We start from the raw sequence: 22,630 nt of genomic DNA on the forward strand, positions 1-22,630 counted from the left end.
ACGGGATTTCCCTGCGGCACGGCGCGTGCGGGTGCGGGCCCGGTCAGGCCTTGGTCGCCCGCGTCGTCTTCTTCGCGGCGGCCTTGGTGGCCGTCTTCTTGGCGGCCGTACCGCCGACCGCCTTGGTGGCCGTCTTCCTGGTGGTGGACCTGGCGGCGACCGTCTTCTTCGCCGCCGCCTTGCGCGGAACCCGCACCTGCGCGGCGTCGCTGATCCGCTCCGCCCCCAGGACGTCCCGCAGGAACTTGCCGGTGTGGCTGGCCGGAACGCCGGCGACCTGCTCCGGGGTGCCCTCCGCGACGACCAGGCCGCCGCCGGAACCGCCCTCGGGGCCCATGTCGACGACCCAGTCGGCGGTCTTGATCACGTCGAGGTTGTGCTCGATGACGATGACCGTGTTGCCCTTGTCCACCAGGCCGGACAGGACCGTCAGCAGCTTGCTGATGTCCTCGAAGTGCAGACCGGTGGTCGGCTCGTCCAGGACGTAGACCGTGCGGCCGGTGGAGCGCTTCTGCAGCTCGCTGGCGAGCTTCACGCGCTGTGCCTCACCGCCGGACAGGGTGGTCGCGGACTGGCCGAGCCGGACGTAGCCGAGACCGACGTCGTTGAGCGTCCTCAGGTGGCGGGCGATGGCCGGGACGGCCTCGAAGAAGTGCATGGCCTCTTCGATCGGCATGTTCAGGACGTCGGCGATGGACTTGCCCTTGTAGTGGACCTCCAGGGTCTCCCGGTTGTACCGGGCGCCGTGGCAGACCTCGCACGGGACGTACACGTCCGGGAGGAAGTTCATCTCGATCTTGATGGTGCCGTCGCCCGCGCAGTTCTCGCAGCGGCCGCCCTTGACGTTGAAGGAGAAGCGGCCGGGCATGTAGCCGCGGACCTTCGCCTCGGTCGTCTCGGCGAACAGCTTGCGGACGTGGTCGAAGACGCCGGTGTACGTCGCCGGGTTGGAACGCGGGGTGCGGCCGATGGGCGACTGGTCGACGTGGACGACCTTGTCGACGAGGTCGTCGCCGTCCACGCGCGTGTGCCGGCCGGGGACGCTGCGGGCGCCGTTCAGCTCGCGGGCCAGGTGGGTGTACAGGATGTCGTTGACCAGCGTGGACTTGCCGGAGCCGGACACACCGGTGACCGCGGTGAAGACGCCCAGCGGGAAGGACACGTCGATGTCCTGCAGGTTGTTCTCACGGGCGCCGTGCACCGTGAGCCGGCGCGACGGGTCGTGCGGGCGGCGGATGTCGGGCAGCGGGATGGCCTTCCTGCCGGCCAGGTACTGGCCGGTCTGCGACTCGGCGTTGGCCAGCAGTTCCTTGTACGAGCCGCTGTGCACGACCTTGCCGCCGTGCTCCCCGGCGCCGGGGCCGATGTCGACGATCCAGTCGGCGACCTTGATGGTGTCCTCGTCGTGCTCGACGACGATGAGCGTGTTGCCCATGTCGCGCAGCCGGACCAGGGTCTCGATCAGCCGGTGGTTGTCGCGCTGGTGCAGGCCGATGGAGGGCTCGTCGAGGACGTAGAGCACGCCGACGAGTCCGGAGCCGATCTGGGTGGCCAGGCGGATGCGCTGGGCCTCGCCGCCGGAGAGCGTGCCCGCCGCGCGGTTCAGCGAGAGGTAGTCCAGGCCGACGTCGACCAGGAACCGCAGCCGCTCGTTGACCTCCTTGAGCACGCGCTCGGCGATCTTCTTGTCGCGGTCGGTGAGCTTGAGCTCGCCCAGGAAGTCCGCGCAGTCGCTGATGGACATTCCGGAGACCTCGGCGATGGACTTGCCCATGACCGTGACGGCGAGGACGACCGGCTTGAGCCGGGTGCCCTCACAGGCGGGGCAGGGCACCTCGCGCATGTAGCCCTCGAAGCGCTCGCGGCTGGCGTCGCTCTCGGCCTCGCTGTGCCGGCGCTTGACGAAGGGGACGGCTCCCTCGAAGGCCGTGGTGTACCGGCGCTCGCGTCCGTAGCGGTTGCGGTAGCGGACCTCGACCTGGGTCTTGTGGCCGTGCAGCAGGGCTTTCCTGGCGCGCTGCGGCAGGCCCGCGAAGGGGAGGTCCGTGCGGAAGCCCAGCGCGTCCGCGAGGGCGCCGATCAGACGGTCGAAGTAGTCCTTGGTGTGGCCGTGCGACCACGGGTGGATGGCGCCCTCGTCGAGACTCTTGTCCGGGTCGGGGACGATCAGCTCGGGGTCGACCTCCATGCGCGTGCCGATGCCGGTGCACTCGGGGCAGGCGCCGAAGGGCGAGTTGAAGGAGAAGGAGCGCGGCTCGAGCTCCTCGAAGGACAGGTCGTCGTACGGGCAGTACAGGTGCTCGGAGTACATGCGCTCGCGCTCGGGGTCGTCCTCGGGGAGGTCGACGAAGTCGAGTACGACCATGCCGCCGGAGAGGCCGAGGGCGGTCTCGACGGAGTCGGTGAGGCGGCGCTTGGCGCCGTCCTTGACCGTGAGGCGGTCGACGACCACCTCGATGGTGTGCTTCTCCTGCTTCTTCAGCGTGGGCGGGTCGGAGAGCTGGATCGTCTCGCCGTCCACCCGCGCGCGGGAGTAACCCTTGGTCTGGAGGTCGGAGAAGAGGTCGACGAACTCGCCCTTGCGCTCGCGCACCAGCGGGGAGAGCACCTGGAAGCGGCTGCCCTCGGGCAGTTCCAGGACCCTGTCGACGATGGCCTGCGGCGACTGGCGCGAGATCGGCCGGGAACACTCGGGGCAGTGCGGCTTGCCGATGCGCGCGAAGAGCAGGCGCAGGTAGTCGTAGACCTCGGTGATGGTGCCGACCGTGGAGCGCGGGTTGCGGGAGGTCGACTTCTGGTCGATGGAGACCGCCGGGGACAGGCCCTCGATGAAGTCGACGTCCGGCTTGTCCATCTGGCCGAGGAACTGCCGGGCGTACGAGGAGAGCGACTCCACGTAGCGCCGCTGTCCCTCGGCGAAGATCGTGTCGAAGGCCAGCGAGGACTTGCCCGACCCCGACAGGCCCGTGAAGACGATGAGCGAGTCGCGCGGGAGGTCGAGCGAGACGTTCTTGAGGTTGTGCTCGCGCGCTCCACGGACGATGAGACGGTCGGCCACGCCGGTCCGCACCTTTCTTGAGAGAAGTGACAGGGGCGAGGCCCCCGTCTTTCTCAGACTAGGGGGAGCCACTGACAACGCCGGTCGGATTCACGGGTTGTCAACAAACCCCGGCTCTCCAGCATGCCCGACGCCGAACACGACCATATAGCACGTGCATTCGATTTAGGGCGCGGCTTCGCCACCTTCACCCGATGGTGTGACAGGACTAGGGTCAGCACCATGATTGATCACGCTGATGACCTGGCGTCTGTACAAGCAGCGACCGAACGGCTGCTCATCGCGGTCGCCGCACTGGACAACGCGGCTGTGACCCAGTCGTCACGACTGCCCGGCTGGACCCGCGGTCATGTGCTGGCCCACCTGGCCCGCAACGCGGACGCTCTGGTGAACGTCCTCGAGGGCCGCCCCATGTACGTCTCCGGCGAGGCCCGGGACGCCGACATCGAGCGGGACGCGCCACGCCCCCTCGACGCGCAGCTCACCGACGTGCGCGAGAGCGCGGAGCGCTTCCGCGCGGTGGGCGCGGCCCCGGCGGACCGGTCGCGCACGGTGGAGCTGCGCAACGGGGTCACGGACCGCGCGGAGCGCTTGCCGTTCCGGCGCTGGGCCGAGGTGGAGCTGCACCACGTGGACCTCGGGATCGGCTACGAGCTGGAGGACCTGCCTGCGGAGTTCACGGAGCGGGAGATCGACTTCCTCGCGGCGCGGTTCGCCGGTCACCAGGACGTGCCGTCCACCGCCCTGGCCACCGTGGACGGCAGGACCTGGACGACCGGCGGCGGGGCGGACGGCGGCCCGGTCGCGGTCGAGGGGACCGCCGCCGACCTGCTCGGCTGGCTGGCCGGCCGCCGGGACGGCACCGCTCTGACGGTCAAGGGCGGTGACCTCCCGTCGCTTCCTCCGCTCTAGCGCCTGTCCCGCGCGGGTTCCCGCTATAGGCTGACGGTCATGACGTACAGCGGTCGGGTGACGGTCGGCGGCCCGGTCGCGGTCGAGGGGACCGCCGCCGACCTGCTCGGCTGGCTGGCCGGCCGCCGGGACGGCACCGCTCTGACGGTCAAGGGCGGTGACCTCCCGTCGCTTCCTCCGCTCTAGCGCCTGTCCCGCGCGGGTTCCCGCTATAGGCTGACGGTCATGACGTACAGCGGTCGGGTGACGGTCGGCGGCCCAGCCGACGTGCACGAACTCAAGGACCTGATGATCACCAAGGTCGCGGTCGGCCCCATGGACAACAACGCCTATCTGCTGCGTTGCCGGGCCACCGACGAGCAGTTGCTGATCGACGCGGCCAACGACGCGGAGACCCTGCTGGGGACGATCGGTGACGACGGCATCGCGTCCGTCGTCACCACCCACCGGCACGGCGACCACTGGCAGGCGCTCGCCGAGGTCGTCGCGGCCACCGGCGCCCGCACCCACGCGGGCCGGGAGGACGCCGAGGGCATCCCCGTGCCGACCGACGTACCGGTTGACGACGGCGACACCATCCGCGTGGGCCGGGTGGAGCTCACCGCCCGCCATCTGATCGGGCACACGCCCGGCTCGATCGCCCTGGTCTACGACGATCCCCACGGGCATCCGCACGTGTTCACCGGGGACTGCCTGTTCCCGGGTGGTCCTGGGAGGACGACACGCCCCGAGGACTTCCGGTCCCTGATGTCGGGGATCGAGACGAAGATCTTCGACGCGCTCCCGGACGAGACGTGGGTCTATCCCGGGCACGGCAACGACACGACGCTCGGCGCGGAACGCCCGCATCTGCCGGAGTGGCACGCGCGGGGCTGGTGAGCGGGGCTCACGCCTCGGCCAGTCCCGGGCCGGCCAGCGCCGCGATCCGCTCCACGGCGAACACGTACCCCTGCACCCCGCATCCCGCGATGACCCCGTCGGCGCGCAGGGAGACGTAGGAGTGGTGCCGGAAGGACTCCCGCCGGTGGATGTTGGAGATGTGGACCTCCATCACGGGCAGGCCGTCACAGGCGTTGAGGGCGTCCAGGATGGCGACGGAGGTGTGCGAGTAGGCGCCGGGGTTGATGACGATCCCGCAGTGGTTCAGCCGCGCCTCGTGGATCCAGTCCACCAACTGGCCCTCGTGGTTGGACTGGCGCAGATCCACCGTGCCGTTGTGCGCCGCCGCAGCCCTGGCGCACATCGCCTCCACGTCCGCGAGCGTGTCGGAGCCGTAGATCTCCGGCTGACGCTGTCCCAGCAGGTTCAGGTTGGGGCCGTTGAGGATCATGATGGGGGCGTTGGCCAGGTTGCGGGGCACGGTTCCTCCGGTCCGTCGGGGTGGAGCGGTCCTCGCCGGAACCGCTGCTCGGACCCGGTTTATCACGGTGCGGCGCACGGCCGTCGAGCCGTACCCGAGCCCGCGCAGCCGTGGCCCGGTGCTTGTCGGAACTGTTCACGGGCCGCCCGGAGACCTGGGTCTCCGGGCGGCCCGTGAACCCCGGGGAGGGGCGCGGCCCACACCGTCGGTCAGCGCCCGGCCGTGTGCTACCGGCCTTCGCCGCTAGGGGTTGATCGCCAGCTCCAGATAGGCCGCGAGCAGCACCAGATGCACGCCGCCCTGCAGTGGTGTGGCCCGCCCGGGGACCACGGTCAGCGCGCCCACCACCATGGTCAGGGCGAGCAGCACCATATGGGTGTTGCCGAGCCCGAGGATGAGCGGACCGGGGAGCCAGAGGGAGGCCAGCGCGACGGCGGGGATGGTCAGACCGATACTGGCCATCGCCGATCCGAGCGCGAGGTTCATGCTGGTCTGCACCTGGTTGCGGCGCGCGGCCCGCACCGCGGCGATGGTCTCCGGGAGCAGGACCAGCAGGGCGATGATCACACCGACGGCGGAGTGGGGCAGCCCGGCGGCCTCCACTCCGGACTCGATCGTGGGCGAGACCCCTTTGGCCAGCCCGACCACTCCGACCAGGGCCAGGCCCAGCAGTCCGAGGCTGATCAGGGCGGTGCGCGTGGAGGGCGCCTGGGCGTGCCCCTGCCCGGAGGCGGTCGTCTCGCGCTGCTTGACGATCGGCAGGAAGTAGTCGCGATGTCTGACGGTCTGGGTCGCCACGAACAAGGCGTAGAGGATCAGCGAGGAGACCGCCGCGAACGTGAGCTGCACGGTGGAGAACTCCGGGCCCGGCTTGCTCGTGGTGAACGTCGGCAGCACCAGGCTGAGGGTCGCCAGCGTCGCGACCGTGGCGAGGGCCGCGCCGGTGCCTTCCGAGTTGAACACCGCCGTGCCGTGGCGCAGTGAGCCCACCAGCAGGCTCAGCCCGAGAATTCCGTTGACGGTGATCATCACGGCCGCGAACACGGTGTCTCTGGCGAGCGTCGCGCTCTTGTCCCCGCCGTCGATCATCAGCGTGACGATCAGCGCCACCTCGATGACGGTGACGGCGACCGCGAGGACCAGGGAGCCGAAGGGCTCACCGACCCGGTGCGCGACCACCTCGGCATGGTGGACGGCCGCCAGCACGGACCCCGAGAGAATCAGGGTCACCAGTACGACGATCCAGCCGGGCAGTTCACGTCCCCAGGTCAGGATCAGCAGGACTATGGCGAACACCGGCACCAGGGTCGTCCACTGTGCCGCGAGTGACCTGAGCCGAGCGGTCATGGGGCGATCGTCGCAGACGTGAACGGGCGTCGCACTTTACTGGAGCCGTCCGACCGCCGTTCGACCGTGGGGGGCGCGGGGGATGTCACCGCCGGTCGGCGTGCCCTTCCGCTGCTCGATCCTGATCGTCTCGGGGTCATCATGGTCACGCATGGCCTCCTCGTACGAGTCGAATTCGGTTGGCGCCGGCGGGCGGCGCGGGTGGGGACAGACAGGACCGGGAGCGGTGGTCGGCGATGTGCTGACCACCGCTCCCGGTACCGGTGCTCCGGTGTCCGACAGGGTCAGACGTCGATGTTGTCCTTCACGGGGTCCTCACCCCTGCCTGCTGCCGCTCCGGCCTGCGCCTGCTTGCGGGAGGCCCGCAGGCTGGTGATCGTGGTGACGACCAGGACCGAGCAGATCACGCCCAGCGAGACCGGGATGCTGATCTCGGGTACGTGCACCCCGGACTCGTGCAGTGCGTGCAGCACCAGCTTCACGCCGATGAAGCCGAGGATGATCGACAGGCCGTAGGACAGGTGGACCAGCTTCCTCAGCAGACCGCCGATGAGGAAGTACAGCTGCCGGAGACCCATCAGTGCGAACGCGTTCGCCGTGAACACGATGTACGGGTCCTGCGTCAGGCCGAAGATCGCGGGGATCGAGTCGAGCGCGAACAGGACGTCCGTGGTGCCGATGGCGAGCATGACGACGAGCATCGGGGTCATGACCCGCTTGCCGTTCTGCTCGATCCACAGCTTGGTGCCGTGGTACCGGTCGGCCACGCCGAAGCGGCGTTCGGCGGCCTTGAGGAGCTTGTTCTCCTCGAACTCCTCCTCGTCCTGGTCGGCCCGGGCCTCCTGGATGAGCTTCCAGGCGGTCCAGATCAGGAAGGCGCCGAAGAGGTAGAACACCCACGAGAAGCTGGCGAGGATCGCGGCGCCGGCGGCGATGAAGATCGCACGCAGCACCAGGGCTATGAGCACGCCGACGAGGAGCACCCGCTGCTGGTACTGCGACGGCACCGCGAACTTCGCCATGATCAGGACGAAGACGAAGAGGTTGTCGACGCTCAGCGACTTCTCGGTGATGTAGCCGGCGAAGAACTCGCCTCCGGCTTGTCCTCCGCCCCAGATCAGCAGGCCGAGCCCGAAGAGCGCGGCCAGGACGATCCAGACGATGGTCCAGATCCCGGCTTCCTTGATGGATACGTCATGCGGTTTGCGGCCGATGAAGAAGTCGACCGCGATGAGGGCACCGAGGCCCACGATTGTCAGGACCCATAGGGTCAGGGAAACATCCACTGCGCCTCCGGCAGATACGTCACACGGCAAATGTCAGCGTCGTCGCTGCCGGAGGTCTCTTCCACCCGGGCCTCCGGCGCTTGACTGCGTCCGGACGGTCCTTCGGGCCGACGCCCCGGGATCTGGCCTGATCCGTATTGACGGGGTCGCCGCACAGACAGGGAGTACTCCCCTCCGTGCGGTCAAGAGTACCCAATCACCAAGGGTTGGTAAAGGGGAGAGTAAAGAAAGATACAAAGCCGCAGGTGGAGGGGCTTTACGTGTGCTTGGTCAAAGGCGCGGGGACGTCACTTGTCCCATGAGCGGCGGGCCGCCGCGACCTGGGTGAGGACCTGGGTGAGGACCTGGCTGCCCGGCGGCACGAGCGGCGGCTCGTACGTCCAGGCGTGTCCGACCCACGGGTCGGCCAGATGGTCGTCGGGCACGGGAGTCAGTCGCAGCAGCGAACGCCACAGCGGATCGAGGAGCGGACCGTAGGCCGCGGACTCCTCGCGGTCGGCGACCATCATCAGGTGGACCCCGACGGACGGGCCCTCGTCGGCGAGGTAGCGCAACTGGTTCACGGCCCGGTCGTCGAAGCCGTGCGGGAAGTCGTTGACGATCAGCAGTTGCTGGGAGGTGTCGAACCCGGGAGGCAGCGCGTCCGGGGCACCTCCGCGCAGCGCCATCTGCACCAGGTCGACCCGCTGCGTGAGCCGGCCCAGCACCTTCGTCACACCTGCGGCACCCTGGGCGGGCGGGGCCGCCAGCACACCGGTCCGCGTCAGTGGTGCCAGCGACTGTGCCCCGGATCCGGCCGGGTCGATGACGTGCACGGTGAACTCGCCCGCCGGGTAGACGGCGAGCAGCCGGGCCGCGTGCGCCACCGCCGTCTCCATGGCGAGGCGCCTCATGTCGTGGGGGTCGGTGAACGACCCGTCGAGCGAGTCGGCCCGTCCGCTGTCGATCCACAGACCGCGCTCCAGCGGCAGCCGGAGCAGCATCGGGATGCGGATCCGGTCGGCCTCGGGCAGCCGCAGGTCGCCCAGGCGCACTGCCATGGGTATCTCCATCGGCACCCGGTAGGCGTGCCAGGCGGGGTTGTCCCAGCGGGCGAAGGCCGGGGGCAGTGCGGGTTCGACGACGCCGGCCTCGGCGACGAGCTGGGCGAGGTCCCGGTCGAGGACTTCTCGCGCCTGGTCGACGAGCTGTGCGTGCCGGGCCCGGGCGGCCTCGCGCGCGACGTCGCCCTGACCGCCGATCCGGCTGCGCGGATCGGACAGGGCCTGCTCCAGCTCCTTGTCCATGCGGGACTCGGCGAAGTCGACGGCGCTGCGGTAGGCGGCGGTGGTGCGGGCCAGGTCCTCGAACATGCCCCAGACCTGGTTGTAGAGCCGCTCCTCCATGGACCAGCCGGTCGCGTCCCCCGCGACGGGCTGCGCGGGCTGTCCTGGCTGCGCCGGCGGAGCGGTGGGCGGGGGCGGCGGCGGGGCGGAGTTCCGCCGGCCGGGGTGGCTGTAGTTGATCGGGCCGCCGGCGGTGGCGGACGGGTCCACGCCACCGGCTCCGCCGTACGCCGGCTGCGGTCCGGTCTGTCCCGGCCCGCCGGCCGGCTGCCCGCCGTACGACGGCGGTACGGGGCCGGGGGCGCCCTGCGGTGCGGTGCCGCCCTGGTCGGGGCCGACCGCGGGGGCGGCCGGCTGACGGGAGCGGTCGCCGTCGGCCGGGCGGGGCGGGGGTGCCTGGACGGAGCGGGCGAGGCCCCGCGCGACCGCCTCGTTGATGGTGCCCGCGAGCTGTACGGCCTCGGGCAGGCCCTGGTCGGTGAGGAGGTCGGCCAGGCCGCCCGCGTAGCCCTGGCCGACGGCGCGCACCTTCCAGGCGCCCTGCCGCCGGTAGAGCTCCAGCGCGGTGACGGCCGACTCGGCCTCCAGACCCGTGATGGTGTAGCTGGCGATCTCGCTGCCGTCCAGGCCGGTGACGGCGACGAAGGGGGCCGCCACGGCACCGAACCGGGAGGGCCCCGGGCCGCCGCCCGGGGCGGGCAGGGCGAGCAGCACACTGACGCGGTGCACCGCGTCCGTCATGGCGTCCAGGTCCACCGCGAGACGGTGGTCGGCGGCCGCCTGACGCGACACCTCCAGGCCGGGCTGGGTGGGTGTGCCCGGGTGGGCCACCCACTCCACTCCGTGGATCCGGCCGTTCTCGTCGCCGAGCGCGGCCACGGCCACGACCGGCGCGCCGGCCGAGATCCGGATCTCCAGACGGGACTGGGAGAGCGGGTGGTTCTGTCCCCGCACCAGCTCGGCCGTCATCGCCTTCGTCCCCCCGTGTCGCGTGTGATGTGTCGTGTGCCGCGCGTCGCCGGCCCGGCCCGGTGACTAGAGAACCGGCAGGATCGCCGGCATCAGGTCCTGGAAGGTACGGCCGTTGGCCGGGTTGCCGAGGGCCGTCATCGTCCAGCCCGTGCCCGTGCGGTGCACCTTCGCCATGAGCTGGGCCGTGTAGGCGCCACCGCCGGCCAGCGTGTAGCGGGCGAGCTCCTGGCCGTTGGTCTCGTCGACGAGGCGGCAGAACGCGTTCTGCACCTCCTGGAAGGTCTGGCCCGTGAAGGAGTTCACGGTGAAGACGATCTGGTCGATGTGGACCGGGACGCGCGAGAGGTCGACGAGGATGGCCTCGTCGTCGCCGCCCTGGCCGACACCGCCGACGAGGTTGTCACCGGTGTGGCGCACGGAGCCGTCGTCGCTCACCAGGTGGCGGAAGAAGACGACGTCGACCGGCTGCTTGTCCGCGAACAGGACGGCCGAGGCATCCAGGTCGATCTCCCGGGTACGCGAGCCGAACAGGCCGCGACGGGGGGCCGCCTGCCAGCCGAGACCCATGCGTACCGCGGTCAGGCTGCCGCCGTCGTCCTTCTGCAGGCTGATGGCCTGACCCTTGGTCATGTTGACGGTCACGCGCTGATTCCCCTCTCGAACTGTCCCCTGTTGCCGCGCAATCGCGGTTGACCAGAACCCTACGCAGGGGCACTGACAGTGACGTACCCAGGTCCACACTTTGTGTCGTTCTTGCAACACATCGCGTGCGCGGCCGTCAGGACAGGCCGGCCTCCCGCATCTGCCGCAGTTCCTTCTTCATCTCGGAGACCTCGTCGCGCAGCCGGGCCGCGATCTCGAACTGCAGGTTCGCCGCGGCGGCCCGCATCCGCGTGGTGAGTTCCTCGATCTGCTCGGCGAGTTCGGCGGCGGGACGGTCGGTCGGCACGGTCCCGGCGGCCTTGCCCCGGGCGCCCTTGGCCGCCTTGGTGCCCAGGGAGGGCACGGGCGCCTTGGCGCCGCCGTCCTTCTTGGCCTGGCGGTAACCCGAACCGAGCAGCTGCTCGGTGTCGATGTCCTCGCGGGCGATCTGGGCGACGATGTCGTTGATCTTCTTGCGCAGGGGCTGCGGGTCGATGCCGTTCGCCCGGTTGTACGCGACCTGCTTCTCCCGGCGGCGGTTGGTCTCGTCGATGGCCTTCTCCATCGACGGGGTGATCCTGTCGGCGTACATGTGGACCTGGCCGGAGACATTGCGCGCCGCGCGGCCGATGGTCTGGATCAGGGAGGTGCCCGACCGCAGGAAGCCCTCCTTGTCGGCGTCGAGGATCGCCACCAGGGACACCTCGGGCAGGTCGAGGCCCTCACGCAGCAGGTTGATGCCGACGAGGACGTCGTACTCACCGCTGCGCAGCTCCCGCAGCAGCTCGACCCGGCGCAGGGTGTCGACGTCGCTGTGCAGATAGCGGACCTGGATGCCGAGCTCCAGGAAGTAGTCGGTGAGGTCCTCGGCCATCTTCTTGGTGAGCGTGGTGACCAGGACGCGTTCGTCCTTCTCCACGCGCGTGCGGATCTCGTGCACCAGGTCGTCGATCTGGCCCTCGGTGGGCTTGACCACGACCTCGGGGTCGACGAGGCCGGTGGGGCGGATGATCTGTTCGACGGCGCCGTCCGCGCGGGAGAGCTCGTACTGGCCGGGGGTGGCCGACAGGTAGACGGCCTGCCCGATGCGCTTCTGGAACTCCTCCCACTTCAGCGGCCGGTTGTCCAGGGCGGAGGGGAGCCGGAAGCCGTGGTCGACGAGGGTGCGCTTGCGGGAGGCGTCGCCCTCGTACATGGCGCCGATCTGCGGGACGGTGACGTGCGACTCGTCGATGACGAGGAGGAAGTCGTCCGGGAAGTAGTCCAGCAGGGTGTTCGGCGCGGAGCCGGGAGAGCGGCCGTCGAAGTGCATCGAGTAGTTCTCCACGCCGGAGCAGGAGCCGATCTGGCGGAGCATCTCGATGTCGTACGTGGTGCGCATGCGCAGGCGCTGGGCCTCCAGGAGCTTGCCCTGCTTCTCCAGCTCGGCCAGGCGCTCACCGAGCTCCTTCTCGATGTCGTTGACCGCGCGCTCCAGCCGCTCGGGGCCCGCGACGTAGTGGGAGGCCGGGAAGACGTACAACTGCTGGTCGTCGCTGATGATCTCGCCGGTGAGCGGGTGGAGCGTGGACAGCGCCTCGATCTCGTCGCCGAACATCTCGATGCGGACGGCGAGCTCCTCGTAGACCGGGAAGATCTCGATGGTGTCGCCGCGGACACGGAAGGTGCCGCGGCTGAAGGCCATGTCGTTGCGCGTGTACTGGATGTCCACGAAGCGGCGCAGCAGCTCGTCCCGGTCGAACTCGTCGCCGACGCGGAGGGGGACCATGCGGTCCACGTACTCCTGCGGGGTGCCCAGGCCGTAGATGCAGGAGACGGAGGCGACCACGATGACGTCACGGCGGGTGAGCAGCGAGTTGGTCGCGGAGTGGCGCAGCCGCTCGACCTCCTCGTTGACCGAGGAGTCCTTCTCGATGTAGGTGTCCGACTGCGGGACGTACGCCTCGGGCTGGTAGTAGTCGTAGTACGAGACGAAGTACTCGACGGCGTTGTTCGGCAGCAGTTCGCGGAACTCGTTGGCCAGCTGGGCGGCCAGGGTCTTGTTCGGCGCCATCACCAGGGTGGGGCGCTGGAGCTTCTCGATCATCCACGCGGTGGTGGCGGACTTGCCGGTGCCGGTCGCGCCGAGCAGGACGACGTCCTTCTCACCTGCTTCGATGCGCCGGGCGAGGTCGGCGATGGCCGTCGGCTGGTCACCGCTCGGCTGGTAGGGACTGACGACCTCGAAGGGCGCCACCGTGCGTTCGATCTGGGAAACGGGCCGCATGCCATCCACCGTACGGCCCCCCACTGACAACGAGTCCGGATCAGCGTTTCTGCGGGGTCCGGGAGCGGTGTTCCACGGGGCCTCGGGCCCGCAGCCGGGAGCGTGCCGGGGCGTGGTGGGCCGGGGAGTGGGCGGGGACGCCGGGCTTGTGCTCGGCGGGGGGCGTGGCGGACCCGCCGGCGACCATCAGCGGGTCGAAGATCACCACGACGCCCGCGAGGACGAGGAAGGCGAGCGGGCCGACCAGCATCGGCCAGAGCAGGGCGGCCGCGGGCTCCCCCGCGGCGGGCTCGGCCGTGCCGTGGACGTGCACCTCGAGTGCGGCCATGCCGGTGTAGTGCATCCCGGTGACCGCGAGCCCCATGACGACGCTGGCGCCCACGCTCCACAGGAAGCCCCGCACCTGTCCGGCCGCCCACAGGGCGGCGCTGGCGGCGGCCATGGCGATGACCACGGACGCGGCGACCGTGAGGACGTTGTACTCCAGGTGTCCGTCGAGGTTCATCCCGGCCATGCCGAGATAGTGCATCGAGGCTATGCCGAGGCCGGTGATGGTGCCTCCGGTGAACAGGGCCGTTCCGGAGGCGCCCTTGTAGCCGACGATGAAGATCCCGATGCCCACCATGACGATGGCGACGGCCAGACTCGCGAACGTGATCAGCCGGTCGTAGTGGATCGGCGTGCCCTCGATGGTGAAGCCCGTCATCGCGACGAAGTGCATCGTCCATATGCCGGAGCCGATGGTCGCGGCCCCCAGGGCGAGCCAGCCGGGGCGCCAGGAGCGGGACACCCTGATGGCCCTGGTGGTGCAGCGCAGGCCCAGGGCGCCGCCGAGACAGGCCATGAGGAAGGCCACCAGCGGTGTGACCAGGCCGTAGCTGAATCCGTCGACCGTGCCTTGCATGCGCGGCTGCCCTTCCCGACCGTGTATTCCGCAACGTCCCGATATGACCCCCCTCCCAGCGCCGTGACGGCGGCCAGGGATGACGCAGAGAGTATGACCCCACCGGAATGGTCGAACGACTTTCCGGCAAAGAAACACGTCCTTGCCCCAGGTGTGTGGCATCAGTGTGCGCAGTTCGGGCAGCACCGTTCAATCCGCGGCCGTCCCGCGCCCGTCTCGCGTCGACCCTCTGCTGTCACAGTTGAGCTCACTGTGATCGTCCGACGCGAGGAGTCCGCATGCACGCACGCGCTGTCGCCGCCTCGACCACCGCACTCCTGGGCACCGCCGCCCTCCTGCTCCCGCTCTCCCCCGCGCGAGCCGCGGAGAACTCCGCGCGCCCCCTGGTGATAGCCCATCGGGGCGCGTCCGCGTACGCGCCCGAGAACACCCTGGCGGCCGTCGACCGGGCCGCCGCGCTCGGCGTCGACTGGGTGGAGAACGACGTCCAGCGCACCAGGGACGGTGAACTCGTCGTCCTGCACGACGACAGCCTCCGGCGCACCACCGACGTCGAGGAGGTCTTCCCCGGCCGGGCTCCGTGGAAGGTGAAGGACTTCACCGCCGCGGAGATCGCCCGGTTGGACGCGGGCAGCTGGTTCGGCTCCACGTACGCGGGCGCGCGCGTGCCGACACTGGAGCAGTTCGTGCACCGCGTCGAGCGGCACCACCAGAAGCTGCTGCTGGAGATCAAGAACCCTCAGCTGTATCCCGGTGTGGAGCAGCAGATCGTCAAGGTGCTGGACAACGAGGGCTGGCTGGACCGCCGGCATGCGCGGGACCGGCTGATCGTGCAGAGCTTCAGCGCGGACAGCGTACGGACGGTCCACGATCTGCGGCCCGCGGTGAGGACGGGCTTCCTCGGGACGCCGCCCGTGTCGGACCTGCCCGCCTACGCGGCCTTCACCGACCAGATCAACCCCTCGTACGGTTCCCTCTCCGCCGGTTACGTCGCCGCCGTGCACGCCTTCAAGGGGGCACACGGCAAGCCGCTGGAGGTGTGCACCTGGACCGTGAACGACGCGGCCGCCGCCCGCCGGGTCGCCGGGTCCGGGGTCGACGGGATCATCACCAACAGGCCCGACGTGGTGCGGGACGCGGTGCGCGGCTGAGGCGTTGTCGGTGGCGGGCCGTACGGTGGTGCCCATGGACAGCCATGGGCAGTACGAGCAGCGGGTGGTGTGGGTCGTCGTCGGCACCGGCATCGGCCCGCTGCTGCTGGCCGCGACCCGGGAGGGCCTGGTCAACGTCGTGTTCCACGCCACCAACGAGGTGCGCGACGGTGCGCTGGAGCGGCTGGCGTCGCGGCTCGGCACCGAGCCCGTCGAGGAGCCCGGCTCCCCGCTGCTGGCCGAGGCGACAGGTCAGGTCGAGGCGTACTTCGCGGGTGAGCGGCGGGGCTTCGAGCTGCCGCTGGACTGGTCGCTGATCTCGGGCTTCAACCGCGAGGTGCTGCGGGAGCTGGCCGCCGGGGTGCCGTTCGGCTCGGTCGTCGGGTACGGCGATCTGGCCCGGCGGGTCGGCCAGCCCGGCGCGGCCCAGGCCGTGGGCATGGCGATGGGCGCGAATCCGTTGCCGGTGGTCGTGCCGTGCCACCGGGTGGTGGAGAGCGGCGGGGGCCTCGGCGGGTTCGGCGGCGGCCTGGAGACGAAGCGTCGCCTGCTCGCTCTGGAAGGCATCCTCCCCGAGCCACTGTTCTGATCCGCCCCGGCCCGGGTCCGCCCGCAGCCGCTTCGGTCAGTCGTAGTGGCGGGCCTCGAAGACGTTGCCGTCCGGGTCGCGGAAGTAGAAGCTGCGCCTGGCCTGGCCACGCGCCCCGAAGGAATCGCGCGAGACGTCCGACACCGGTACGGAGCTCTCCTCCAGGCGGCCGCGGAGGGCGTCGAAGTCGTCGGCGGGCAGGGACAGACAAACGTGGTTGACGGGATGCCCCGAGCTCTCCGCGGCGCCGGGAACCATGCCCATGCGTTCCGCTTTCGCCCGCGGCATGAGATCGAGGATCGTCTCCTCATTGACCCGCACCGAGGGAAACGGCGCCTCACCGGCGGAGTAGTCGGTGAGCCTGACGGGCTCCAGGCCCACGGCCTTCTCGTAGAAACCGGCGGCGGCGATGGGATCGTTCACCCACAGGACGATGTGGTCGAGGCGGGTCGTGTTGTCCGTCATGGCCCCCAGCCTCCGCGACATCGGTGACGGCACGCAAGGGGTTTGGCCCGGTGTCCGGCCCGCCAGAGATGAGGGAGAACCGGCAGACAGGAGGCAGACGCGTGGTGCTCATGGTGTCCGAAGAGGTACGGGAGGCGATCGCCGCAGGCCGCCCGGTGGTGGCCCTGGAGTCCACGATCATCGCCCACGGGCTGCCCCGGCCGCGCAATCTCCAGGTGGCTCTGGAGCTGGAGGCGGCCGTACGGCAGGAGGGCGCGGTACCGGCGACGATCGCCGTGCTGGACGGGCGGCCCCGGGTCGGCCTGGACAAGGAGCAGTTGGAGCGGGTCGCCAACGAGGACGGCATCCGCAAGCTGGGCCATCGTGATCTGCCGCTCGCGGTGGCCGCCGGGGCGAGCGGGGCGACCACGGTGTCGGCCACGGCCCTGCTGGCGGCGCTCGCGGGCATACGGGTGTTCGCCACCGGGGGGCTCGGCGGCGTGCACCGGCAGTGGACGGCGACCCAGGACGAGTCGGCCGACCTCGGTCTGCTGGCGCGGACGCGGATCACCGTGGTGTGCGCGGGCGTGAAGTCGATCCTGGACGTGCCCGCGACCCTGCAGCGGCTGGAGACGCTGGGGGTGGCGGTCGCCGGGTACGGCACGGACCGCTTCCCCGGCTTCTATCTGTCCGACTCGGGGCATCCCGTGGACTGGCGGCTGGACACTCCGGCGCAGGTCGCGGAGGTCATGCGGGCGCAGGACGCGCTGGGCGGACCCGGGTCGGCGCTGATCGTGGCCAACCCGGTGCCCGAGGCGGAGCAGTTGGATCCCGGGCTGCACGCGCGGGTGCTCGACGAGGCTCTGCACGCGTGCGAGACGGAAGGTGTCACCGGCCAGGCGGTCACACCGTTCCTGCTCGACCATCTGGTCCGCCGCACCGACGGTGCGTCCCTCGCCGCGAACCTGGCGGCGGTCCGGGGCAACGTACGCCTGGCCGCGCGGGTCGCGGCGTCCTGGGCCGCCGGGGAGTGACGGGCGCCGTGCGGGGCGGGGCACTGCTGGTCGTCGGCGATGTGATCACGGACGTGGTCGCCCGGCACCGGGGACCGCTCGCGCCGGGGACGGACACGGCGGCGGCGATCCGGACGGTGCCGGGCGGCGCGGGTGCCAACGTGGCCTGCTGGGCGGCGCGTCGGGACGGTACGGAGGTGCGGCTGCTCGGGCGGGTGGGCGAGGACGCGGCGGACTGGCACGAGCGGGAGCTGACCGCCTGCGGGGTCCGTCCGCTGCTGGTCGTGGACGGACAGGTGCCGACGGGGACGGTGATCTGCCTGGTCGACGAGGGCGCGGCGGCCGAGCGGACGTTCCTCACCGACAGCGGCGCGTCGCTGCGGCTGGAACCCGGTGACTGGTCGGACGCGTTGCTGGACGGGGTGGCGCGGCTGCATCTGTCGGGCTACCTGCTGTTCACCGAGCCGGGCAGGGCCTTGGCCGCGGTGGCGTTGAAGGCGGCGCGGGCCCGTGGGGTGCCGGTGAGTCTGGATCCGGCGTCGACGGGGTTCCTCGTGCGGCTGGGCCCCGACCGGTTCCTGTCGCTGGTCGAGGGCGTGGACGTCCTGCTGCCCAGTCGTGACGAGGCGTGCCTGCTCACGGGGGCGTCCGATGTCGCGGACGCCGCGGCGCGGCTGAGCCGGCACGTCCCGCTGGTGGTGGCCAAGCAGGGTGCCGAGGGCGCGTTGCTCGCCCGGTCCGGGCAGGTGTACGCCCGCGTTCCGGCCGTACCGGCGGCGCCCCGGGACACCACGGGTGCCGGGGACGCGTTCACGGGCGCGTTCCTCGCGGCCCTGCTCGCGGGAGCCGGCCCGGAGCAGGCGGCGAAGGAGGGCTGCCGGGCGGGCGCGCAGGCGGTGGAACACATAGGGGGCCGCCCGCCGGCACCCGCCTGACGAACGGGTGTCGCGACGGGCGAACTCCCTTTTTCCACAGGGGGGAACAAAGCGGAATGTCCCCTGCCCACAGGCTCGCACACGACTCGTCCAGGACTGGCAGACTGGCGAGCCGGAGCGCGTGAAGCAGGACGGCGCGGGGGCACCACGCAAGGAGAGCCGGATGTCCATGGCAGGGAATCTGCGGAAGGTCGCGGGCCTCGGCAGGGCCGGCGGACTGCGCCGGGTGGCGCGGCTGGCCCGGCGGCGGCCCCGGGTGGACCTGAGCCATCCGGCCCGCTCCCCGCTGGGCTCCTCGGTGGTCAACTGCGTGACGTACCGGGACGGTCATCGCACCGGCGCGCGCGGGGACCTGGTGGACGCGGTGAGGCAGGTACGCAAGAGCGGGGAGGGTTTCGTCTGGCTGGGGCTGCACGAGCCGACCACCCGGGAGTTCGCCGGTATCGCGGAGCTGTTCGACCTGCACCCGCTGGCGGTGGAGGACGCGGTCGAGGCCCACCAGCGACCCAAGCTGGAGCGGTACGGGGAGACGCTGTTCGCCGTGTTCAAGACGGTCTGCTACGTCGAGCACGAGGAACTCACCGCGAACAGCGAGGTGGTGGACACCGGCGAGATCATGGTGTTCCTCGGTCAGGACTTCGTGGTCACGGTGCGGCACGGCCGGCACGGCTCGCTGGGACCGCTGCGCGAGGGCCTGGAGTCCGATCCCGAGCAGCTCGCCCAGGGCCCGTCCACGGTGCTGCACGCGATCGCGGACCATGTGGTCGACGACTATCTGACCGTCATCGACTCGGTCCAGGAGGACATGGACCAGGTGGAGACGGATGTGTTCGCGGAGCACGGCGCGCGGGTCGATCCGGGCCGCATCTACCAGCTCAAGCGCGAACTCCTCGAGCTGAAGCGGGCGGTGGTGCCGCTGGGCCGGCCGCTGGAGGAGCTCGCCACACGGCCGATCCGGGTGGTCGCCCCGGAGATACAGGCGTACTTCCGTGACGTCTCGGACCATCTGTCGCGGGCGAAGGAGCAGATAGCCGCCTTCGACGAGCTGCTGAACTCCATCCTCCAGGCCCATCTGGCGCAGGTCACGGTCGCGCAGAACGAGGACATGCGCAAGATCACCGCCTGGGCGGCGATCGTGGCGGTGCCGACGATGGTCTGCGGCATGTACGGCATGAACTTCGACCACATGCCGGAGCTGCACTGGCGGTACGGCTACGGCACGGTCATCGGGGTGATATCCGTGGCGTGCCTGCTGCTGTACCGGGCGTTCCGGCGCAGTCGCTGGCTCTGAGACCGGCCCTCCGCAAAGAGGTCGTCCCGGCGCGGACGTTCCCGGCGCGGACGTTCCCGGCGCGGACGTTCCCGGCGCGGACGTTCCCGGCGCGGACGTTCCCGGCGCGGACGTTCCCGGCGCGGGAGACGAGAGTCAGCCGCTCCAGGCCGGATGGCGGGGGTCGTCGGCCCGTACCAGTACGTCGGCCGTGCCTGCGGGGTCGGTCTCCTGCTCGTAACGCTCGAAGGCGGGGAGGGTCCAGTGCTCGGCCTCGGCGGTACGACGGCGCAGGGCGCCCGGGGAGAGGAGGACGTGGACGCTCAGGTCGAAGGGGAACCAGTGGCGCAGGAGAAGGGGTCCGTGCAGCAACAGCACGCCGCCGGGAGGAAGTCGGACATAGGGGCTGCGGGTGGCGCGGTCGGTGACGGGGTCCCACAGGTCGGGCAGGACGCGCCCGCTCCCGCCGGGTTCGAGGGGGCCGAACACCTCGCGCCAGAGGGCGCCGGTGTCGTACCAGCCGCCGTAGTAGGACTCCAGGTCCTGGTGGCCGTACTCGAGCCGGACGGAGGCGGGCCGCAGGAAGCCCCCGGTACCGACGACCAGGGAGGGCCGGCCGTGTATCCGCAGCGCCTCGGCGACCCGCTCGGCGAGGTCTCCCGGACGCGCGGCGGGGGCGCCGTCGAAGGCGACCCGCGGCCAGGGTCCGTCGTCGGCCGTCCTCAGCTCCAGCAGGCGCTCGGCGAGGAGGTCGCCGAGCCGGTCCCAGGTGATCGCTTCGAGTCGCACACGGCCATGATGCGCCGACGGCCCGGCCGGCCGCGCGGGTCTCCTGGCGGCACGGGTCCGGCGCCCGGCGGACCGGGTGACGCCCGGGGCGTTCGACGCCCCTGGACGTTCACGCATGCGTCCGCGCTCCTGGACCATGGCCGGGGGTGCCAAGGATCGCGTGCACTGGTGGTGACGGTGGCGGCCGGGAAGGGTCCCGGCCGAGAACGGGGGTGACGACATGATCGACGGGCCGTACTTCGTGCTGACGGTGCTGGGTGTGCTCGGGACCGGGCTGACGGCCGGGGTCTTCTGTGCCTTCTCGACGTTCGTGATGAGAGGGCTCGCGGCGCTGCCGCCGGCACAGGGGGTGGCCGCGATGCAGGCGGTCAACGTGGCGGCGGTGCGTCCGGCCTTCATGCTGCTGTTCCTCGGTACGGCGATGCTGTGCGCGGTGATCACGGTGGTGACGTTCGTGCTGTGGCCGGACGAGGGGACGGTCGAGCTGCTGGTGGGCGGCGTCCTGTACCTGGTCGGGTCGTTCGGGCTGACCGTGGTCGCGAACATACCGCGCAACGAGGCGCTGGCCCGGCTCGAACCGGGCGGCCCGGAGGCGGTCGCGTACTGGCCGGTCTATGTGCGCGAGTGGACGATGTGGAACCACGTCCGCGCGCTCGCCTCGGCCGGGGCGGCGGTGGCGTACCTCCTGGCGCTCGTCTGAAGGGCTCGGCCGGCCCCGGGGAAAGCGCTGGCCCGGTGCTCTGCGGGGGCGGGTGAGCGGACGTATCGTGGCCGGAGGAGCGCCGCCCGACGACGCACGGCCTGTCACCCGCGCACGCAAGGAACACGGCCATGGCCGATCCCAAGGGTTTCCTGACCACGCCCCGCGAGGAATGGCCGCGCCGGCCCGTCGAGGAACGGGTCCGCGACTGGAACGAGGTGTACGTCCCCGGGGCGCTGCTGCCCATCGTCGGTCCGCAGGCCGACCGCTGCATGGACTGCGGTGTGCCGTTCTGCCACCAGGCCTGCCCGCTGGGCAATCTCATCCCCGAGTGGAACGACCTGGTCTCGCGGGAGGACTGGCGGGCGGCGGCGGAACGGTTGCACGCCACCAACAACTTCCCGGAGTTCACCGGCCGGTTGTGTCCGGCGCCCTGCGAGGCGGGCTGTGTGCTCGCCATCAACCAGCCGGCGGTCACCATCAAGAACGTCGAGTGCGCCATCGCCGACCGGGCCTGGGAGGAGGGTTTCGCCCCGTCGGCACCGCCGGAGCGGCTCTCCGGGCGGACGGTCGCGGTCATCGGCTCGGGCCCGACCGGACTGGCCGCGGCCCAGCAGCTGACCCGTGCGGGGCACACGGTCGCCGTGTACGAGCGGGACGACCGGATCGGCGGGCTGATGCGGTACGGCATCCCCGAGTTCAAGATGGAGAAGCGGCATCTGGAACGGCGGGTGGAGCAGATGCGGGCCGAGGGGACGAAGTTCCGTACCTCCACGACGGTCGGGCGGGATGTGGACGCGGCGGAGCTGCGGGCGCGGTATGACGCGGTGGTGCTCGCGACGGGGGCGACGGCGTGGCGGGAGCTTGCCGTGCCGGGGCGCGAACTGGTGGGGATCCATCAGGCGATGGAGTATCTGCCGCTCGCGAACCGGGTGTGCGAGGGGGACCTGGAGTCGTCGCCGCTGTCGGCCGCGGGGCGGCATGTCGTCATCGTCGGTGGCGGTGACACGGGGGCGGACTGTCTGGGGACGGCGGTGCGGGAGGGGGCCGCGTCGGTCACCCAGCTCGACATCTATGCCCAGCCGGGCTCCGAGCGTGACGAGGACGCCGAGCCGTGGCCGACGTATCCGAAGCTGTACCGGCTGTCCGCGGCGCACGAGGAGGCCGGGATGTTGCGAACGGCGCCGGCGGCGGACGCGGACGCGCGGGTGTTCGCGGCGTCCACACTGCGCTTCACCGGCGACGGGGACGGGCGGGTGGATGCGCTGCACCTGGTCGAGGTGGACGCCGGGCGTCGGGCCGTGCCGGGGACCGGGCGGGTGCTGTCGGCGGATCTTGTGCTGCTCGCGCTCGGGTTCTCCGGGCCGGATCGGGGGGACGGGCTGGTTGCCCGGCTGGGGGTGGCGCTGTCGCCCCGTGGCACGGTCGCGCGGGACTCGGGCTTCGCCACGAATGTGCCGGGCGTGTTCGCCGCCGGGGATGCGGCTCGTGGCCAGTCCCTGATCGTGTGGGCCATCGCCGAGGGGCGGGCGGTCGCGGCGGCGGTCGACCACTACCTGACCGGCGCGCCCAGTCGCCTGCCGGCACCGGTCGCTCCGTACGACCGTCCGATGACGGTGTGACCCTGCGGTACCTGGCGCCGGCCGGGGATGGACCTGCGCAACCCC

General features: G+C 71.0%; 20 protein-coding genes. 10 read left to right on the forward strand and 10 right to left on the reverse strand.

The features are described 5' to 3' along the window. Positions 1-43: 43 nt before the first annotated feature. Positions 44-3,058 carry an excinuclease ABC subunit UvrA gene (gene uvrA / locus ACH4VX_RS07950; RefSeq protein WP_398366494.1) on the reverse strand — a complete coding sequence of 1,005 codons (3,015 nt, stop codon included), beginning with the start codon at positions 3,056-3,058 and terminating at the stop codon, positions 44-46. A 222-nt stretch (positions 3,059-3,280) separates the two neighbouring features. On the opposite strand from uvrA, the gene ACH4VX_RS07955 reads away from it, so the two are divergent. Genes ACH4VX_RS07955 through ACH4VX_RS07965 form a run of 3 tightly spaced genes read left to right on the forward strand, consistent with a single transcriptional unit; the run spans position 3,281 to position 4,849 of the window. Beyond that, the gene (locus ACH4VX_RS07955; RefSeq protein WP_398366495.1) at positions 3,281-3,970 is read left to right on the forward strand and encodes a maleylpyruvate isomerase family mycothiol-dependent enzyme; all 690 of its coding nucleotides are present in this window, start codon (positions 3,281-3,283) and stop codon (positions 3,968-3,970) included. Between the two features lie 39 nt (positions 3,971-4,009). Next, positions 4,010-4,156, forward strand: a complete 147-nt coding sequence (locus ACH4VX_RS07960; protein ID WP_398366496.1) for a hypothetical protein — start codon at positions 4,010-4,012, stop codon at positions 4,154-4,156. A gap of 39 nt (positions 4,157-4,195) precedes the next feature. Further along, on the forward strand, positions 4,196-4,849 hold the full coding sequence (locus ACH4VX_RS07965) for an MBL fold metallo-hydrolase (protein WP_398366497.1): 654 nt from the start codon (positions 4,196-4,198) through the stop codon (positions 4,847-4,849). 7 nt (positions 4,850-4,856) lie between these two features. Here the strand turns inward: ACH4VX_RS07965 and aroQ are convergent, their stop codons facing one another. From aroQ to ACH4VX_RS08000, 7 genes are all read right to left on the reverse strand, one after another. After that, a complete protein-coding gene (aroQ, locus tag ACH4VX_RS07970) occupies positions 4,857-5,330 on the reverse strand; it encodes a type II 3-dehydroquinate dehydratase (protein ID WP_398366498.1) in 474 nt (157 codons plus the stop codon). A gap of 243 nt (positions 5,331-5,573) precedes the next feature. Continuing rightward, complete coding sequence (locus ACH4VX_RS07975; RefSeq protein WP_398366499.1) at positions 5,574-6,677, reverse strand: calcium:proton antiporter; 1,104 nt, start codon at positions 6,675-6,677, stop codon at positions 5,574-5,576. Positions 6,678-6,961: 284 nt separating this feature from the next. After that, the gene (locus ACH4VX_RS07980; RefSeq protein WP_398366500.1) at positions 6,962-7,963 is read right to left on the reverse strand and encodes a TerC family protein; all 1,002 of its coding nucleotides are present in this window, start codon (positions 7,961-7,963) and stop codon (positions 6,962-6,964) included. Between the two features lie 287 nt (positions 7,964-8,250). Continuing rightward, the gene (locus tag ACH4VX_RS07985) at positions 8,251-10,257 is read right to left on the reverse strand and encodes a TerD family protein (protein ID WP_398366501.1); all 2,007 of its coding nucleotides are present in this window, start codon (positions 10,255-10,257) and stop codon (positions 8,251-8,253) included. 66 nt (positions 10,258-10,323) lie between these two features. Then, positions 10,324-10,902, reverse strand: coding sequence for a TerD family protein (locus ACH4VX_RS07990; RefSeq protein WP_398366502.1), 579 nt, complete (start codon positions 10,900-10,902; stop codon positions 10,324-10,326). Between the two features lie 136 nt (positions 10,903-11,038). Continuing rightward, complete coding sequence (gene uvrB, locus ACH4VX_RS07995; protein WP_398366503.1) at positions 11,039-13,168, reverse strand: excinuclease ABC subunit UvrB; 2,130 nt, start codon at positions 13,166-13,168, stop codon at positions 11,039-11,041. A 40-nt stretch (positions 13,169-13,208) separates the two neighbouring features. Then, complete coding sequence (locus tag ACH4VX_RS08000) at positions 13,209-14,072, reverse strand: MHYT domain-containing protein (RefSeq protein ID WP_398366504.1); 864 nt, start codon at positions 14,070-14,072, stop codon at positions 13,209-13,211. 278 nt (positions 14,073-14,350) lie between these two features. On the opposite strand from ACH4VX_RS08000, the gene ACH4VX_RS08005 reads away from it, so the two are divergent. Then, a complete protein-coding gene (locus ACH4VX_RS08005; RefSeq protein ID WP_398366505.1) occupies positions 14,351-15,223 on the forward strand; it encodes a glycerophosphodiester phosphodiesterase in 873 nt (290 codons plus the stop codon). A 34-nt stretch (positions 15,224-15,257) separates the two neighbouring features. After that, positions 15,258-15,812, forward strand: a complete 555-nt coding sequence (locus tag ACH4VX_RS08010) for a methylated-DNA--[protein]-cysteine S-methyltransferase (protein WP_398366506.1) — start codon at positions 15,258-15,260, stop codon at positions 15,810-15,812. Between the two features lie 36 nt (positions 15,813-15,848). Here the strand turns inward: ACH4VX_RS08010 and ACH4VX_RS08015 are convergent, their stop codons facing one another. Then, positions 15,849-16,277, reverse strand: a complete 429-nt coding sequence (locus tag ACH4VX_RS08015) for a VOC family protein (protein ID WP_398366507.1) — start codon at positions 16,275-16,277, stop codon at positions 15,849-15,851. Positions 16,278-16,378: 101 nt separating this feature from the next. On the opposite strand from ACH4VX_RS08015, the gene ACH4VX_RS08020 reads away from it, so the two are divergent. The 3 genes from ACH4VX_RS08020 (at position 16,379) to ACH4VX_RS08030 (ending at position 19,495) form a co-directional block, all read left to right on the forward strand. Then, positions 16,379-17,290 carry a pseudouridine-5'-phosphate glycosidase gene (locus ACH4VX_RS08020; protein ID WP_398366508.1) on the forward strand — a complete coding sequence of 304 codons (912 nt, stop codon included), beginning with the start codon at positions 16,379-16,381 and terminating at the stop codon, positions 17,288-17,290. After that, positions 17,272-18,204 carry a carbohydrate kinase family protein gene (locus tag ACH4VX_RS08025; protein WP_398366663.1) on the forward strand — a complete coding sequence of 311 codons (933 nt, stop codon included), beginning with the start codon at positions 17,272-17,274 and terminating at the stop codon, positions 18,202-18,204. The genes ACH4VX_RS08020 and ACH4VX_RS08025 overlap by 19 nt, the downstream gene beginning before the upstream one ends. Before the next feature lie 163 nt (positions 18,205-18,367). Next, on the forward strand, positions 18,368-19,495 hold the full coding sequence (locus ACH4VX_RS08030; RefSeq protein WP_398366509.1) for a magnesium and cobalt transport protein CorA: 1,128 nt from the start codon (positions 18,368-18,370) through the stop codon (positions 19,493-19,495). Between the two features lie 135 nt (positions 19,496-19,630). Here the strand turns inward: ACH4VX_RS08030 and ACH4VX_RS08035 are convergent, their stop codons facing one another. After that, complete coding sequence (locus ACH4VX_RS08035) at positions 19,631-20,263, reverse strand: uridine kinase (RefSeq protein ID WP_398366510.1); 633 nt, start codon at positions 20,261-20,263, stop codon at positions 19,631-19,633. Between the two features lie 220 nt (positions 20,264-20,483). Between ACH4VX_RS08035 and ACH4VX_RS08040 the strand changes: the two genes are divergently transcribed. Further along, positions 20,484-20,963 carry a DUF1772 domain-containing protein gene (locus ACH4VX_RS08040; protein WP_398366511.1) on the forward strand — a complete coding sequence of 160 codons (480 nt, stop codon included), beginning with the start codon at positions 20,484-20,486 and terminating at the stop codon, positions 20,961-20,963. 131 nt (positions 20,964-21,094) lie between these two features. Next, the gene (locus ACH4VX_RS08045; protein ID WP_398366512.1) at positions 21,095-22,585 is read left to right on the forward strand and encodes a glutamate synthase subunit beta; all 1,491 of its coding nucleotides are present in this window, start codon (positions 21,095-21,097) and stop codon (positions 22,583-22,585) included. Positions 22,586-22,630 lie beyond the last annotated feature (45 nt).

Origin of the sequence: Streptomyces sp. NPDC020731 (genome assembly GCF_044334705.1) — a bacterium.
Classification (GTDB): domain Bacteria; phylum Actinomycetota; class Actinomycetes; order Streptomycetales; family Streptomycetaceae; genus Streptomyces.

Excerpts from the sequence above, each read along its gene's own strand:
- ACH4VX_RS07955 (WP_398366495.1), top strand. The coding sequence starts at position 3,281 with ATGATTGATCACGCTGATGACCTGGCGTCTGTACAAGCAGCGACCGAA.
- ACH4VX_RS08030 (WP_398366509.1), top strand. The coding sequence starts at position 18,368 with ATGTCCATGGCAGGGAATCTGCGGAAGGTCGCGGGCCTCGGCAGGGCC.
- ACH4VX_RS07960 (WP_398366496.1), top strand. The coding sequence starts at position 4,010 with ATGACGTACAGCGGTCGGGTGACGGTCGGCGGCCCGGTCGCGGTCGAG.
- ACH4VX_RS08010 (WP_398366506.1), top strand. The coding sequence starts at position 15,258 with ATGGACAGCCATGGGCAGTACGAGCAGCGGGTGGTGTGGGTCGTCGTC.
- ACH4VX_RS08040 (WP_398366511.1), top strand. The coding sequence starts at position 20,484 with ATGATCGACGGGCCGTACTTCGTGCTGACGGTGCTGGGTGTGCTCGGG.
- ACH4VX_RS08015 (WP_398366507.1), bottom strand. The coding sequence starts at position 16,277 with ATGACGGACAACACGACCCGCCTCGACCACATCGTCCTGTGGGTGAAC.
- ACH4VX_RS07975 (WP_398366499.1), bottom strand. The coding sequence starts at position 6,677 with ATGACCGCTCGGCTCAGGTCACTCGCGGCACAGTGGACGACCCTGGTG.
- ACH4VX_RS07985 (WP_398366501.1), bottom strand. The coding sequence starts at position 10,257 with ATGACGGCCGAGCTGGTGCGGGGACAGAACCACCCGCTCTCCCAGTCC.
- ACH4VX_RS07965 (WP_398366497.1), top strand. The coding sequence starts at position 4,196 with ATGACGTACAGCGGTCGGGTGACGGTCGGCGGCCCAGCCGACGTGCAC.
- ACH4VX_RS08045 (WP_398366512.1), top strand. The coding sequence starts at position 21,095 with ATGGCCGATCCCAAGGGTTTCCTGACCACGCCCCGCGAGGAATGGCCG.
- ACH4VX_RS08005 (WP_398366505.1), top strand. The coding sequence starts at position 14,351 with ATGCACGCACGCGCTGTCGCCGCCTCGACCACCGCACTCCTGGGCACC.
- uvrB (WP_398366503.1), bottom strand. The coding sequence starts at position 13,168 with ATGCGGCCCGTTTCCCAGATCGAACGCACGGTGGCGCCCTTCGAGGTC.
- ACH4VX_RS08000 (WP_398366504.1), bottom strand. The coding sequence starts at position 14,072 with ATGCAAGGCACGGTCGACGGATTCAGCTACGGCCTGGTCACACCGCTG.